At 73.2% G+C, this 14,177-nt stretch carries 13 protein-coding genes; 5 read left to right on the top strand and 8 right to left on the bottom strand.

Going from position 1 to position 14,177, the window contains the following annotated elements; translation table 11 throughout:
• Both WML84_RS02745 and WML84_RS02740 read right to left on the bottom strand, forming a co-directional pair.
• Positions 1-1,034, bottom strand: a 1,034-nt coding sequence (locus WML84_RS02745) for a DUF561 domain-containing protein (protein ID WP_347344617.1), incomplete at its 3' end; no start/stop codon positions are given.
• A gap of 165 nt (positions 1,035-1,199) precedes the next feature.
• Positions 1,200-2,711 carry a glycoside hydrolase family 32 protein gene (locus WML84_RS02740; protein WP_347344616.1) on the bottom strand — a complete coding sequence of 504 codons (1,512 nt, stop codon included), beginning with the start codon at positions 2,709-2,711 and terminating at the stop codon, positions 1,200-1,202.
• Between the two features lie 110 nt (positions 2,712-2,821).
• On the opposite strand from WML84_RS02740, the gene WML84_RS02735 reads away from it, so the two are divergent.
• Entirely contained in the window at positions 2,822-4,315 is a 1,494-nt protein-coding gene (locus WML84_RS02735) for a carboxylesterase family protein (RefSeq protein WP_347344615.1), read from the top strand.
• Between the two features lie 161 nt (positions 4,316-4,476).
• On the opposite strand, the gene WML84_RS02730 is transcribed toward WML84_RS02735, so the two are convergent.
• From WML84_RS02730 to WML84_RS02720, 3 genes are all read right to left on the bottom strand, one after another.
• Positions 4,477-5,481: a substrate-binding domain-containing protein gene (locus tag WML84_RS02730; RefSeq protein WP_347344614.1), complete on the bottom strand. Its 1,005-nt coding sequence runs from the start codon at positions 5,479-5,481 to the stop codon at positions 4,477-4,479.
• Between the two features lie 67 nt (positions 5,482-5,548).
• Positions 5,549-6,616: an ABC transporter permease gene (locus WML84_RS02725; protein ID WP_347344613.1), complete on the bottom strand. Its 1,068-nt coding sequence runs from the start codon at positions 6,614-6,616 to the stop codon at positions 5,549-5,551.
• A complete protein-coding gene (locus WML84_RS02720) occupies positions 6,613-7,365 on the bottom strand; it encodes an ATP-binding cassette domain-containing protein (protein WP_347344612.1) in 753 nt (250 codons plus the stop codon). Before WML84_RS02720 ends, WML84_RS02725 begins: the two co-directional genes overlap by 4 nt.
• Positions 7,366-7,565: 200 nt before the next feature.
• On the opposite strand from WML84_RS02720, the gene WML84_RS02715 reads away from it, so the two are divergent.
• Both WML84_RS02715 and WML84_RS02710 read left to right on the top strand, forming a co-directional pair.
• Positions 7,566-8,789, top strand: coding sequence for an ROK family transcriptional regulator (locus tag WML84_RS02715; RefSeq protein WP_347344611.1), 1,224 nt, complete (start codon positions 7,566-7,568; stop codon positions 8,787-8,789).
• On the top strand, positions 8,789-9,667 hold the full coding sequence (locus WML84_RS02710; RefSeq protein ID WP_347344610.1) for a cyclase family protein: 879 nt from the start codon (positions 8,789-8,791) through the stop codon (positions 9,665-9,667). The genes WML84_RS02715 and WML84_RS02710 overlap by 1 nt, the downstream gene beginning before the upstream one ends.
• 90 nt (positions 9,668-9,757) lie before the next feature.
• Here WML84_RS02710 and rplA read toward each other — a convergent pair whose 3' ends face one another.
• From rplA to WML84_RS02695, 3 genes are all read right to left on the bottom strand, one after another.
• A complete protein-coding gene (rplA, locus tag WML84_RS02705; RefSeq protein ID WP_347344609.1) occupies positions 9,758-10,444 on the bottom strand; it encodes a 50S ribosomal protein L1 in 687 nt (228 codons plus the stop codon).
• A gap of 13 nt (positions 10,445-10,457) precedes the next feature.
• On the bottom strand, positions 10,458-10,889 hold the full coding sequence (rplK, locus tag WML84_RS02700) for a 50S ribosomal protein L11 (RefSeq protein ID WP_347344608.1): 432 nt from the start codon (positions 10,887-10,889) through the stop codon (positions 10,458-10,460).
• Positions 10,890-11,067: 178 nt separating this feature from the next.
• Positions 11,068-12,198 (bottom strand): aminotransferase, encoded by a 1,131-nt coding sequence (locus tag WML84_RS02695; protein ID WP_347344607.1) that lies wholly within the window; start codon positions 12,196-12,198, stop codon positions 11,068-11,070.
• 134 nt (positions 12,199-12,332) lie between these two features.
• Here WML84_RS02695 and WML84_RS02690 point away from each other — a divergent pair, with 134 nt between their 5' ends.
• Both WML84_RS02690 and WML84_RS02685 read left to right on the top strand, forming a co-directional pair.
• Positions 12,333-12,905 carry an XRE family transcriptional regulator gene (locus tag WML84_RS02690; RefSeq protein WP_347344606.1) on the top strand — a complete coding sequence of 191 codons (573 nt, stop codon included), beginning with the start codon at positions 12,333-12,335 and terminating at the stop codon, positions 12,903-12,905.
• Between the two features lie 195 nt (positions 12,906-13,100).
• Positions 13,101-14,105, top strand: coding sequence for a hypothetical protein (locus tag WML84_RS02685; protein WP_347344605.1), 1,005 nt, complete (start codon positions 13,101-13,103; stop codon positions 14,103-14,105).
• The last annotated feature ends 72 nt before the right edge of the window (positions 14,106-14,177 follow it).

Here is a 14,177-nt window from a genome sequence, read left to right as displayed (position 1 = left end):
GCGGGAAGCCCGGCACGCAGCTCGGCGAACACGTCGGCCACATCGTCATGGATGGCCAGCGGCGCACCCTGGCCAGCCCACAGGCTGAGGAGCTCACCCACGTCCCGGCGCGCGGCCTCGACGCGGAACCTGCCGGTCAGCCAGTTCTGCGCGGGGAACGGCAGCGGCCCGAGCTCGGCGAGCAGACGCTGAGCGCGATTCGGGATGCCACGGGCCAGCCGCCCGCTCATCGCCCGCGTCAGCACGGTCGTCGTGTCACCGGCACTCGCGATCGCCGCCCGGTGCGACGGCGGCGCCGCAGACTGACCGGTGCGCAGGAAGGCGGTGCCGACCTGGACACCCGAAGCGCCCAGAGCGAACGCCGCGGCCGCCCCGCGACGGTCGGCGATGCCGCCGGCGGCGATCACGGGCACGCGCACGGCGTCGACCACCTGCGGGACCAGCGCGATCGTGCCCACGAGCGAGTCCTCGGCGGAGGCGAGGAATGACACCCGGTGACCGGCGGCCTCCGCACCGGTCGCGACGACGGCATCCACCCCCGCCGCGTCGAGCGCGACCGCCTCGGCGACGGTCGTGGCCGTGCCCACGACGCGTACGTCACGTGCGTGGGCCGCGTCGATCAGCTCCGCCGACGGCACGCCGTACACGACGCTCAGCACGGCCGGCGCCGCCTCGAGCACGGCCTGGAGCTGGCCGTCGACGTCGGGGAGGAACGCGGCCGGCGGGGCCGGCGGCTCGACGCCGAGCTCCGCGAACACAGGGGCGAGCGCGTCGATGGCCGGTTGCAGATCGACGTCGGCGGGCGTGACCTCGTCGCCGGTCGGCAGCCACAGGTTCACCGCGAACGGCCGGGAGGTCGCCGCGCGCAGCTGCGCGATCGTGTCGTGGATGCGCTCCGGCGCATACCCGTAGAGGCCGTACGAGCCGAGGCCGCCGAGCTCGCTCACGGCCCCGGTGAGCGCGACGGACGACAGCCCGCCGAACGGACCGAGGACGATCGGGTGGTCGATACCGAGGATCTCGCGCAGCGCCATGCCCTCGACGCTACTGCCGCGCCCCCGCCGCCGACCGATTGTGACGGCAGCCCACCCCGCCGCGACCGGGTCGCGGACCACCCGTTCTGGAGTCGCCCACGTCTGGCACGGCTCGCCGGTTGCCGCACGCGGTGCCGCCCGCGGCAACCGATCCGCGGCGACTCGCTACGCCTGCGGGTCGACGACGCGATCGGCCTGCTCGACCGCGGCGAGCGCCCAGCCCCGGACGCCCGAGACCTCGGCCCCGCCGGACGCCTCGACACGGATGCCGGTCGCCTCGGCACGGGTCGGATACACCCGCGCGGTGAGCGAGATGCCGCCCGCGAACACCTCGACGCTCGAGCTGTCGAGGAAGACGCGCACCGGGACGCTGCCGCCCCGCCACGAGACCTCGCCACCGCGCGGCGTGCGGTCGCACGCCTCGTCGAGCGTCGAGCGCGACCGGTCGAGGCTCAGCACGAGCGCGCCGCCCTCCCCCGCCGCGAGCTCGATCACGGTCTCCTCAGCGCCGTCGTCCGTCGCGAACACGGCCAGGCGCACGACGCCCCCGGCCGGCACGTCCGCATCGAGCGCCAGCTCGACGTGCCGCCCCTCCGCGCGCGACACCGCGCCGTCCTGCCGCCACTCCAGGGCGGCGCCGCGCAGCGACTCCACCTCGGCGACCGGCTCCATGCGGACGACGCCGTCCTCGTCGAGCCACATACGGCGCGGCAGTGCCATCGCGCCCGACCAGCCGGCGCGCAGCTGCGCGGGCCCGCGGCGGCCCTCCTGCATCCACGCCCACACGACCCTCCGGCCGCTCTCGTCGGCGAAGGACTGCGGCGCGTACGCGTAGGCCTCGCCCAGGTCGAGTCGCTGATACCCGTCGATCAGGAACCGGTCGCCCTCGTACCGCCCGAGCGCGACGTGCGCGTGGAGCGTGTGCATCGCGTCCCACGCCGAGAAGATCAGGACGTGCGGATCGCCGGAGCCGCCCTCCGGAGCCGCGGTCGTTCCGTCGGTGCGGAGGCGGAAGAAGTCCACGCACTCCCACACCGTGCCGGTCCACTCCTCCGGGCCGCCCGCGAGCGCGTCGCCCACGGCGAGCGGGCCGAGCGCGCGCCAGCTCACGAGGTCGTCGGACTCGTACAGCAGCGCCGCGCCGCCCTGACCGACGACGCCGCTCCCGATCACCTGGCGCCACGCCCCGCCCTCGCGCCACACGCAGTGGTCGCGGAACGCCGTGACCTCGAGGTCGTCCGGCGGTGCCGGGATGACGGGATTGCGCGGGTCCTTCTCCCAGACGTCGAGCGTCGCGTCGCCGTACGCGAGACACGTGGTCGTGCGCCAGTCGCGGTCGAAGCCCGTGTACACGATCACCGGTCGTCCGCCGTCGTCCACGAGGACGCCGGACCAGCACCCCGCGGCATCCGGACCGTCGGCGTCGGGCCGCAGCGCGATGGGACGGTCGGTCCAGCGGACGAGGTCGCGGCTGACGGCGTGGCCCCAGTGGATCGATGCGTGCGCCGGAGCGTGCGGGTTGTACTGGTAGAAGAGGTGGTAGACGCCGTCGCGCTGCGCGGCGCCGTTGGGGTCGTTGAGCCACCCGGCCGGGGCCGCGAAGTGATACGCCGGCCGGTACGGGTCGGCGAGCGCACGCGTCCGCAGGTCGTGGGTCTGGTCGGCGGATGCGGTCACGCGCGCTCCTCGTCTCACGGATGCCTCGTCCCGTCCGAGCGGGACCGCACCAGCGTATCCCTCACAGGTGTGAGGCCGGGCGACGACGCGCACGGGTAGGGTCTTGGTCCATGACCTCGACCCACGGCACCCCGACCGGCGAGGACGCTCCCGTCGTCCGCACCCGGAGCGGGCCCGTGCGAGGGCGGGCCCGGCCGGGGGTCGTGGAGTTCCGCGGCATCCCGTTCACGGGCCCGGTCGGCGGAGCGCAGCGCTTCCGTGCGCCGCGGCCCCCGGACCCCTGGACCGACCCGCCGCCCGCCGACTGGCCGCCGGTGGTGCCGCAGCCACCCGATCCGCTCGCCGTGCTGCGGCCGGACTACTACCGCTCGGTGTTCGGCGACGAGGACACCACCCGGCAGAGCGAGGGCGGGCTGCACCTCAACCTGTGGACGCCGGCGCCGGACGACGCGCACCGCCCGGTCGTGGTGTTCCTGCACGGCGGCGGGTTCACGACCGGTCAGCCCACCCGACCGCGCGAGAACGGGGCGCGGCTGGCGGCCGAGCAGGACGTCGTCGTCGTGGCGCCGGCGCACCGGCTCGGCGTGCTCGGCTTCCTCGACACCACCTCGGCGCTGGATGCCGTCGCCACCCCCGGCATGCTCGACATCGTCCGGGCGCTGACCTGGGTGCGCGAGAACGTCGCGGCATTCGGCGGCGACCCGGGGAACGTCACCGTCCTCGGCGAGTCCGGCGGTGCGCTCAAGGCCGTGGGCCTCCTCGCCATGCCGTCCGCGCGGGGCCTGTTCCATCGCCTGATCTGCCAGAGCGCCGCGTATCCGCTCGCGTTCTACACCGGCCGTGAGGACCGGGAGTTCTCGCGCGCGGCGTTCGACGCGGTCCTGCGCGAGCTGCGCCTGGACGCCGCCGAGCGCCTCCGCGAGCTCCCCGTCGCCGACCTCATCGCGGCCGGGCAGCGCACCGGCACGGTGTGGCGCCCGCCGTTCGGCACCCCCGAGCTGACGACCACCGTCGCCGACGCCGTCCGCGCGGGCGCGGCCCGCGGCATCCCGATCCTGATCGGCACCGATCGCGACGAGATGCGGCTGCTGAGCACCACGCTGCCCCTGCCGGCATCCGTCGCCGCGCTGTGCGAGAGCGTCGGAGCCGCGCGGGCCGAACACTATCTCGCCACCTCGGCGAGCCCGGCCGAGGCGGGCGAGCGGGCGATCACCGACCTGTACTTCCGGATCCCGGCCATCCGCTTCGCGGAGCTGTGCGCGCGCTCGGGCTCCCCCGCGCACCTCTACAGGTTCGACTGGGAGAACCCGGCCCGCCCCGACGTGGGCGCGACCCACGGCATGGAGACGCCGTTCGTGTTCGGGACGACGGACGCGGTCCCCTCGACGGACGGCGCACCCGGGGCCGCGGAGCTCTCGCGGACGATGCGCGCCATGTGGGCGGCGTTCGCGCGCACCGGCTCGCCCGCGACGCCGGGACGGCCGTGGCCGGCCTACATCCTCGAGACGCGCCTCACGATGGTGCTGCGCGACGAGCCCGAGCTGGTCGCCGACCCGGACGAGGCGGAGCGACTCGCCTGGGCCGACCACGCGTTCGGCGACTGAGCCGGCAGCGCCGGATCGCCTGCGACGAGGCGCCGGAACCGCCCACGCCTGCACGGACTGAGCCCCGGCGAGGGTCTCGAGGGACCCCTCGCCGGGGCCCGCACGGCGGGGCGCCGGGACTCACGCCAAGCCGTGCCGGAGGACCGAGGCGCCGCGGGGGATCAGCCGCACTCGGTCGTGTACAGGTACTTCTCGTTCGAGGGGTCGTCGATGTTGTCGGCGGTCAGCACCGCGCTCTGGATGCCCTTGGCGCCGGCCGGCTCGACCGCGCCGCCGTCGGCGTGCTCGGCCAGGTAGTCCACGATCGCCTGGACGGAGTCTGCGCCGATCGAGAACGGATCCTGCGCGATGAGCACGCTGATCGTGCCCTCGCGGAGAGCCTCGACCTGCGCCGGCACCGCGTCGAACGCGATCACCGCGATCTCGCCGGCCTTGCCGGCCTGCTTCACCGCCGCCGCCGCGCCGACGCCGTCGGGTCCGTCCGCCGCGATGATGAGCTTCAGATCGGGGTTGGCGATGATGAGCGAGGCCACGTTGCTCGTCGCCTTGTTGATGTCGAAGCCGCTGTAGTCGGTCGGGAGCGCGGTGAGGTCGGGCCGCATGGCCTGCACGGCCTCGACGAAGGGCTGCGTGCGGTTCTCCAGGGGCGGGATGCCGGGGGCGCCGCCCAGGAAGACCATGCTCCCCGCGCCGGCCGGGATGACGTCGGCGACGTCCTCGGCGAACCCGGCGGTGTCGTTGCCGCTGTTGATGGTGAGGTAGTTCACCTGCGGCTCGGTGCCGTTGCCGGTCACGATCGGCACGCCCTCGCCCATCAGCTTCTGGAACTGCGCCACGAACTGGTTGTTGTTGAGCGGCGTGACGATCATGCCGTCGGCGCCGATGAGGCTCGCGCTCTGGAAGTTGCTCGCCACCGCGTTCGCGTCGGTGTTGGTGGAGTTGAACTGCTGGACCTCGACGCCCAGCTCTGCGGCGCGGCTGTCGATACCGCACGACATGGTCTGCCAGAACGGGTCGGACGTGTTGGGCAGCACCGCGGCGATCGTGACGGCCGCGTCGCCCGACGCCGACGGCTCGACCGTGGAGCCGCCGGAGCAGCCCGCGACGAGCGCCGTCGCGGCGAGGAGACCGCCGACGACGAGGACGGATCGTGGTGTGAAGGACATGGTGTCTCCTTTTGGGTGGATGAGGATCGCGCGTGTCGGGCGGGCGAGGATCGGGGTCGGCGGAGGATCAGGGCCCCCGGACCGACCGGGAGCGCCGGACGACCGAGACGCGGTCGAGCAGCACCGCGATCAGCAGGACCGCGCCGACGACGATCAGCTGCCAGAACGCCGACACCCCGATGATGACGAGGCCGACCTGCAGGATCACCGCGAGGAAGGCGCCCCACACCGTGCCGGTGATGGAGATGCGACCGCCCTCCAGCAGCGTCCCGCCGATCACCGCGGCGGTGACGGCCGCGAGCGCGTCGTTGGCGTGGCCGGCGAGCGCGGTCGAGCCGAAGCGCGACAGGTCGATGAACCCGGCGAGGCCGGCGAGGGCGCCGCCCAGCACGGCGAGGCCGATGAGGTGCGCGCGCACGCGGATGCCGGCGCGCTCCGCCGACGTCCGGGACGAGCCGATCGCCTGCGTGCGCATCCCGTAGCGCATGAAGCGGACCACCACCCACAGGCACACGGCGATGAGGATCGAGGCGAGGGCCGGGATCGGGACGCCGAGGACCGTGTTCAGTCCGATGGAGATCTGCAGGTCGGCGGGCAGGCCCGCGACGTCGGAGCCGCCCGTGATCAGCAGCGCGATGCCGGTGCCGATGCCGAGCGTCGCGAGCGTCGCCACGAGGGAGTTGATGTTGCCGATCGCGATGATCACGCCGTTCACCGCGCCGAAGGCGGCGCCGACGACGACGCACGCGACGAGTCCGGCCAGGATCGCCAGGGGTATGTCGTGGTAGCTCGTGGTGTCCCCCGCCGTCTGCTGGAACGAGCGCATGACGAGCGCACCGACGACGGAGGACAGCACGAGATTCGCGCCGAGGGAGAGATCGAAGATGCCGGCGCCGAGCATCATCGCCAAGCCGAGAGCGAGGAGGAGGATCTGCGAGACGCTCAGCAGCAGCGACTGCGCGTTCGCGACCGACCAGAACACGTTCCCCCTCGAGATGAGCGAGAAGAACGCGATGAGGGCCAGGTCGAGGATGAGGATCCAGGCACCGCGCGACTTCAGCCACGTCACGACCGGAGACGCGGGGGCGCGGCCGCGATCGTCGAGCGGGGTCTCCACCCCGAGCTGCGTCGTCACGACGCCACCTCGCCGCGGTAGCCGACCATGGTCGCGACGAGGTCGGGCACGGTGAGGCCGTCGGCGGGCGCCTCGAGCACGGTCTCGCCGCGCCACAGCACCGTGACCGTGTCGGCGGCCTGGAGGATGCGCGGGAGGTCGTGCGAGACGACGAGCACCCCGAGTCCGCGCGCCGCGACCGTGCGCATCAGCTCGGAGATGATCTCGGACTGGCGCGCGCCCAGCGCGGCGGTGGGCTCGTCCATCAGGATCGCCGTGCGCGACCACATGACCGCACGGGCCACCGCGACCGCCTGCCGCTGACCGCCGGACAGCTCGCGGATCGGCACGGTCAACGAGGGCAGCCGGATGCCCAGCTCGCGCAGCGACGACTCGGCGCGCTCGGTCATCTCCGCCCGTTTGAGGAAGCCGGGTCCGGCGACCAGCTCGTGGCCGAGGAACATGTTGTCGACGACCGAGAGCTCGGGAGCGAGGGCGAGGTCCTGGTGCACGGCGTCGATGCCGCGGGCCTGCGCCGCGCGCACGCCGTCGAGCTGCACCGGCACTCCGTCGACGAGGACCTCTCCGGAGTCGGGCGCGTGCAGGCCGAGGAGGATCTTCATGAGCGTGGACTTGCCCGCCCCGTTGTCGCCCACGAGCGCGACGACCTTGCCCGCGGGAACCACGACCGTCGCGTCGCGCAGCGCGTCGACGTGACCGAACCGCTTGGCGACGTGGCGCGCCGCGATCACGGGTTCCGTGCCAGGCATCGACCGCGCTCCCATCTGTCTCGGCATCCTCGCCATCCGTTCGCCCGCTGAACAGCGAAGCGCGTGAGACGCCGCAATACTCGCAATCGAGGCGCCTCTGCGCAAGTGAACGGCGCGCGATCGTCAGATCGATGAACATTCTGCGGTGAATTGCGAGTAGATTCGTCGATCAGGTGAACGATTCGACGAAGGAGACCCGCATGAGCGCCCACACCGGCGACGCCCGACGCGGATCGCCCGCCGCCCTGCGCCGCATGAACGTCGAGCGGGTCCTCGAGACGCTGCGGCACTCGGGCACGCTCTCGCAGGCCGAGCTCGCCCGCCAGGCCGGCCTTTCGCGCTCGGCCGTCAACGCGCTCGTGCGCTCGCTCGTGGCCGACGGCACGGTGATCCTCAGCCCGGGGCAGAACGGGCGCGAGTCGGCGGTGTCGCTCGCCGCCGCGTCGGGGACGGTCGTCGCGTTGGACGTGGGCCACCAGCACGTGCACGCGGCCCTCTTCTCGTTCGCCGACGGCATCCGCCACGACGACGCCGTCGACATCGTCCAGACGGACGACCCAACCGTCGACATCGAGCGGATCGTCGAGCTCGTGCATCGCCTGCTGGCCTCGGCCGCCACCGACGCCGCCGACGTGCGCGGGGTCTGCGTCGCGCTGCGCACCCCGTACGAGGCGGCGTCGCGCACCGTGTCGGGATCGGGCATCTGGCATCGCTGGCGCGGCTTCGACATCGAGACCGCCCTCACGACCCGACTCGAGCTGCCGATCAGCATCGACAACGACAGCAACCTCGCCGCCCTCGCCGAGTGGACGTGGGGCGACGCCCACGGCCAGGACGGGCTTCTCTACGTCAACTGCTCGAACGGCATCGGCGCCGGCTACATCCTGGGCGGCCGCGTCTACGGCGGCACCCACGGTCTCGCGAGCGAGTTCGGCCACCTCGTCGTCGACGACCGCGGTGCGCTGTGCAACTGCGGCAACGGCGGATGCCTCAACGCCGTGGCATCCGCCCGGGCGATCCGGCTCAAGCTCGCGGCGGCCGGCGATCCGCGGGCCAGCATCCTCGACGTCATCGCCGCCGCCCGCGCCGGCAACCTGCCGTGCCGGCGCCTCCTCGGCGAGTCCGGCCGGGCCATCGGCTTCGCGCTGGCGCACGCGGTGAAGCTCATGGACCCGTCGGTCATCGTCGTCGGCGGCGACCTGACCGCGAGCGGCCCGATGCTCCTCGAGCCCATGCGCGCCGAGCTGAGCGCGAACGTGCTGGAGACCGTCGCCGGTCCGCCGGAGATCCGGCGCGGGATCCAGCGCTCGGACGTGTCGCTCCTGGGCTGCGTCGCCCGCGTGCTGGCCGAGACCGGCACCGGCATGAGCGAGCTCGCGCCCTGGATGCTGATGCCCACCGCCCCGGCGAAGGAGAAGGCGTGATGCCACGGACCTCACGGATCCTGATGTCGGAGGCGGAGTTCACCGCCCTCGCGGCACGGCTGACGGCGCAGAACGCTCCCCCGCCGGCGCCCGACGTGCTCGGGGCGCTGCGCTCGGCCGTCACCGGCCGCGTGATCGCTCTCGCGGAGGGTCCGGCCGAGCTGGCGCTCCCCGCCGATGTCACGGCGCCGGCGGCCGCTCCCGCGCCGTACCGCCTCACGCAGTGGACCGAGTCGGGCGGCTCGTGGACGGCGGTCAACGACCGCCTCGAGCTCGACGTCCACGGCGCCGCCTCGATGACGCACGTCGACACGACCGCGCACTTCCGGTGGGACGGCGCGCGCGACGTGCCGCCCGCCGGCGACCCGCTCGTCGCGCTCGCCGGTGCCGGCATCGTGGCACGCGGAGTCCTCGTGGACGTGCCGGGCGTGCTCGGCGTCGACGTCGCGGGACGCGTCGTGACGCGCGACGACGTCGCGGCCGTGCTCGACCGCACCGGGACAGAGCTCCGACCGGGCGACGTGCTGCACGTGCACCTCGGCCGGCGCGAGCCCGCGCGCTCCGACGTGCCGCTCGGGTCGGTGGCGACCGCGGGCCTCAGCATCGAGTGCGCGGAGTGGCTCGCCGCGGCGCGGCCCGCGGCCGTGGTCACCGACGAGGGCCTGGACCCGATGCCGAGCGAGGTCGACGGCCTGCCGGTGCCCTGGCACGTGCTGCTGCTGACCGCGCTGGACATCCCCCTGGTCGACCGGGCGACCCTGGCGGAGCTCTCCGCCGCGTGCCGCGACGCCGGCCGGTGGGAGTTCCTCAGCGTCCTGGCCCCGCTCCCGATCCCGGGGGCGTCCGGCTCGCCGCTCAACCCGCTGGCGATCCTCTGACCGGCGGCCTCACCGGGCCGACGAGCGAGTCCCCCGCGAGAACGACGAACCGGGGCCCGCCGTGAGACGGACCCCGGTTCGAGACGGGTGTCAGAGCGAGCTGACGTCGAGCGGGATGCCGGGACCGAACGTCGTCGACACCGCGCCCTTCTGGATGTAGCGGCCCTTGGAGCTCGAGGGCTTCAGGCGCACGATCTCCTCGACCGCGGCCTTGAAGTTCTCGTCGAGCTGCTCGGCGCTGAACGACGCCTTGCCGACCACGAAGTGGATGTTCGCGTGCTTGTCGACGCGGAACTCGATCTTGCCGCCCTTGATCTCCTCCACGGCCTTGGCCGGGTTGGGGGTCACGGTGCCGGTCTTGGGGTTCGGCATGAGGCCGCGGGGACCCAGGACCTTGCCCAGGCGACCGACCTGGCCCATGAGCTCGGGGGTGGCGACGGCCGCGTCGAACGCGGTCCAGCCGCCGGCGACCTTCGCGATGAGGTCGGCGCCGCCGACCTCGTCCGCGCCCGCGGCGATCGCGGCCTCGGCCGCAGGGCCGGTCGCGAACACGACCACGCGCGCGGTCTTGCCGGTGCCGTGCGGCAGCATGACGGTGCCGCGCACCATCTGGTCGGCCTTGCGCGGGTCGACCGAGAGCTTGAGGGCGACCTCGACGGTGGAGTCGAACTTCTTCGAGCCGGTCTCCTTGGCGAGCACGACCGCCTCAGCGGACGTGTACACCTTGTCGCGGTCGATCTTGGCCGCGGCTGCTTCGTAAACCTTGGACTTTGCCATTGTCGTCTCCCCCTCAGTCCTCGACCGTGATGCCCATGGAACGGGCGGTGCCGGCGATGATCTTCGAGGCGGCCTCGAGGTCGTTCGCGTTCAGGTCGGGCTGCTTCGTCTCGGCGATCTGGCGCACCTGCTCGCGCGTGAGCTTGCCGACCTTGGTGGTGTGCGGGGTCTTGGAGCCCTTGGGCACGCCCGCGGCCTTCTTGATGAGCTCCGCCGCCGGCGGGGTCTTCAGGATGAACGTGAAGCTGCGGTCCTCGTAGACGGTGATCTCCACGGGGATGACGTTGCCGCGCTGCGACTCGGTCGCGGCGTTGTACGCCTTGCAGAACTCCATGATGTTGACGCCATGCTGACCGAGCGCGGGGCCGATCGGCGGCGCCGGGTTGGCAGCGCCGGCCTTGATCTGGAGCTTGATCAGGCCGGTCACCTTCTTCTTCGGTGCCATTGTGTTCCTTCTGTCGGGCGCCCCTGTGCTCGAGAGAGCGGGCGCGCTTCCACGAACCAGGCTGGTCCTGGCAGTGGTGGGGATGCCGGCCCGGATCAGGCCAACCTCACAATCTTAACGGATGCCGCGCGCCGGCGCTCACGGCATCCGTTCACCCGCGCCCGCGGGCATCCGTGCGTCACCGCCCGGCGAGGCCGTCCAGGAACTCGCCGAACAGTCGCAGCCCGGTGCGCAGGGTGTCGGTGTCGTCGGCGTAGCCGATGCGCACCGTGCTCGGGACCTCGAACGCGTCGCCCGGCGTGAACATGACGCCCGTCTCGGCCAGGAGCCGGCGGCACAGCTCGTAGGAGCCGAGCGGGGCGTCGTAGCGCAGCAGCGCCGTCGTGCCCGAGCGCGGACGGACGTAGTGGACGTCGGAGCGGCTCGCGACCCACTCGTCGAGGATCGCGAGGTTCGTGCGCGTGATGCGCTTCGCGCGCCCGAGGATCGCGTCGCGACTCTCCAGGGCGACCGAGGCGAGGAGGTCGTCCACGCGCCCGACGCTGATGGTCGTGTAGTCGCGATGGATCGCGACGGCGGCGAGCAGGTCGGCGGGAGCCACGATCCACCCGAGCCGCAGGCCCGCGAGCGAGAACGGCTTCGACATGCTGCCGGTGGAGACGCCGCGCTCGTACAGGTCGGCGATCGAGGCGGTGAAGCCGTCGCCCTCCTGGTCGACGCCGCGATAGACCTCGTCGCACAGCACCCATGCGCCCGCACGCTCGGCGATCTCCACGATGCGCCTGAGGTCCGCCTCGTCGACGAGTGCGCCGGTGGGGTTGTTCGGGTTGGCGAGCGCGATGAGCCTCGTGTCGGCGGTCACGAGCCGGTCGAGCTCGTCGAGGTCGGGCAGCCACCCGTCCTCCTCCCGCAGGGTCAGCAGGTCGACGCGGGCGCCGTAGCTCTCCGGGATGGAGGCGTGCTGCTGGTAGGTCGGCACGATCGAGACGACGTGGTCGCCGGGGCCGACGAGCGTCGCGTGCACGAGCGCGTTCGCACCGATCGCGCCGTGCGTGACCAGCACGTTGTCGGCGCCCTGCCGCTCGTACAGGCCCGCGACGAGCGCGCGCAGACGCGGGCTGCCCGGGATCGGTCCGTACGTGAGCGCGGTCGCCTCCAGCTCGGCGATCACGTCGTCGCGCCGCCCGGACAGCTCCAGCAGCTCCCCCGCCGTCAGCGAGCGCACGCAGGTCTCGGCGAGGTTGTACCGGCAGGTCTCCTCGTACTCGTTCATCCACTGCTCGACCGCGAACTCGCGGATCCTCACCATTGCCCAGCCTCTCGTCGTCGGGTCGTCGACACGGTGCCGGATGCCGTCGGCATCCGCTCTTCGCGATCGATCTATGAGCACTATATTGCGCACAATGCTTCTGGGTCAAGGTTACTGCGCACTATGATGCCCATATGAACGGTGCGGACTCGACGGCCTCGTTCGCCGCGCGTGTGGGCGAGCGGATCCGGCAGCTGCGCAAGCGATGCGGCTGGAGCGTGCAGGAGCTCGCGGAGGCGAGCGCGACGAGCCGCCGCATGCTCACGCAGATCGAGCTGGGACAGGCCAATCCGAGCCTCGCGACCGTCGACCGCGTCGCGCGCGCTCTCGGCACCGACTTCGCCGCCCTGTCGCTGCCCGACGAGCCGCCGTCGACCGCGCCGCAGGCCGACCGCGCCGAGGGCACGCTGGTGTGGCAGGGCGTTCCTGGCAGCCGCGCGCTGCTCCTCGGCGCCACGAGCGACCCGCGGGCCGAGCTGTGGCGCTGGACCCTCGCGCCGCACGACCGCTACGACGCCGAGCCCGACCGGCCCGGGGCCCAGGAGGTCCACCACGTGCTCGCCGGCACGCTCACCCTCGTGCTCGAGACCGGGAGCCTCGTGCTCCGGACCGGCCAGAGCGCGGTCGTCGCGAGCGACCAGGACTACTCCTACGTCAACGACGGCGACGAGCCGGTGACCTTCATGCGCGTGGTCGCCGGCGCCTGACACCCGGCATCCGCTCCCTCCGCACCCGATCCGGTGCCCACACGCGCCGCCATGGCTTCACGCGAGTGCCCACACGGCCACGAGACTCCCGCACCACCGCATGGCTCGTGCCTCACCTGCACGAGCCGTCCGGCGGCGGGCATCCGGCGCTCCAGGCGCCGCGCGGCCGCCCGGAGCGTCCCCTACGGTGGGGGCGTGGAACTCGTCGAGCACTGGTCGTCCGAGACCTGGCTCGCCGAGGCGGACTCCTGGATCCGGGATGCCTGCGAACGGGCCGGCCTGCGCACGCTCGGGCCGGCCGAGCGGTTCGCGACGAGGTTCTGGTCGGTCGTGCTGACCGTCGAGACCGCGGACGGACGACTGTGGTTCAAGGAGAACAACCCGGGGCAGGGCTTCGAGGCGGCGCTGTCGGCCGAGCTCGTGGCGATCGCGCCGGCATCCGTGCTCGCACCGGTCGCGATCGACCCCGGCCGGGACCGCCTGCTCACCGCCGACGCCGGTCCGGTGCTCAGCGACCGCGGGCCGGTCTCGGCCGACGACTGGCACGCGATCGTGTCGCGCTACGCGAAGGTGCAGCGCACCGCATCCGCGCACCGCGATCGGATGCTGGCGACCGGCATCCCGCTCCGGCCGGCGTCGGGCGCCGTCGCGTACGTGGTCGAGCACGTGGAGCTCCTGACGCGCACGCCCGCCGACCATCCCCTGCACCTCGACGCCGACGAGGCGCGGGCGCTGCTCCGGGGCCTCCCCCGGCTCGCCGACGCCGTCGCCGAGGTCGAGGCCCTCGACATCCCCGACGCCCTCGAGCACAACGACCTGCACGCGGGCAACGTCTTCCGGGCTCCGGACGGCGGCGTGCTGCTGCACGACTTCGGGAACGCCGTATGGGGCCCGCCGTTCGCCTCGCTCGCGAGCCCGATGCGCGCGCTGCGGCGATGGGAGGGCGACGGCGGGCCGCCGGTCGCGCGCACCGTCGACGCCTACCTCGACGCGTGGAGCGACACGGCGCCGCTCGGCGAGCTGCGGCGCGCCGTGCCCGCCGCGCTGCGCGTCGCGGGAACGCATCGCTTCGAGGCGCTCTGGCGCGTGTTCCGGCACGTGCCGGCGCACCACGCCGAGGGCTGGCGCGAGTACACGCTGGACTGGCTGCGCAGCACCGTCGCGCCCGAGCATCCCCTCGCCGGCGCACTGCCTCGATAGGCTCGCGCGCGGCGCGATGCCGGCGCCTCAGCACCGGCGTCGACGCGGAACGCCCCGCCGGCCGGGGCCGTG

This window comes from Microbacterium sp. (assembly GCF_039812165.1).
Taxonomy (GTDB): Bacteria; Actinomycetota; Actinomycetes; order Actinomycetales; family Microbacteriaceae; genus Microbacterium.
The sequence above is the reverse complement of the archived record's forward strand: the minus strand, read 5'-3'. Positions and strand labels throughout refer to the sequence as shown.

Coding starts and splice junctions, on each gene's coding strand:
- WML84_RS02735 (WP_347344615.1), top strand. CDS start 2,822: ATGACCTCGACCCACGGCACCCCGACCGGCGAGGACGCTCCCGTCGTC.
- WML84_RS02730 (WP_347344614.1), bottom strand. CDS start 5,481: ATGTCCTTCACACCACGATCCGTCCTCGTCGTCGGCGGTCTCCTCGCC.
- WML84_RS02720 (WP_347344612.1), bottom strand. CDS start 7,365: ATGCCTGGCACGGAACCCGTGATCGCGGCGCGCCACGTCGCCAAGCGG.
- WML84_RS02715 (WP_347344611.1), top strand. CDS start 7,566: ATGAGCGCCCACACCGGCGACGCCCGACGCGGATCGCCCGCCGCCCTG.
- WML84_RS02710 (WP_347344610.1), top strand. CDS start 8,789: ATGCCACGGACCTCACGGATCCTGATGTCGGAGGCGGAGTTCACCGCC.
- rplA (WP_347344609.1), bottom strand. CDS start 10,444: ATGGCAAAGTCCAAGGTTTACGAAGCAGCCGCGGCCAAGATCGACCGC.
- rplK (WP_347344608.1), bottom strand. CDS start 10,889: ATGGCACCGAAGAAGAAGGTGACCGGCCTGATCAAGCTCCAGATCAAG.
- WML84_RS02695 (WP_347344607.1), bottom strand. CDS start 12,198: ATGGTGAGGATCCGCGAGTTCGCGGTCGAGCAGTGGATGAACGAGTAC.
- WML84_RS02690 (WP_347344606.1), top strand. CDS start 12,333: ATGAACGGTGCGGACTCGACGGCCTCGTTCGCCGCGCGTGTGGGCGAG.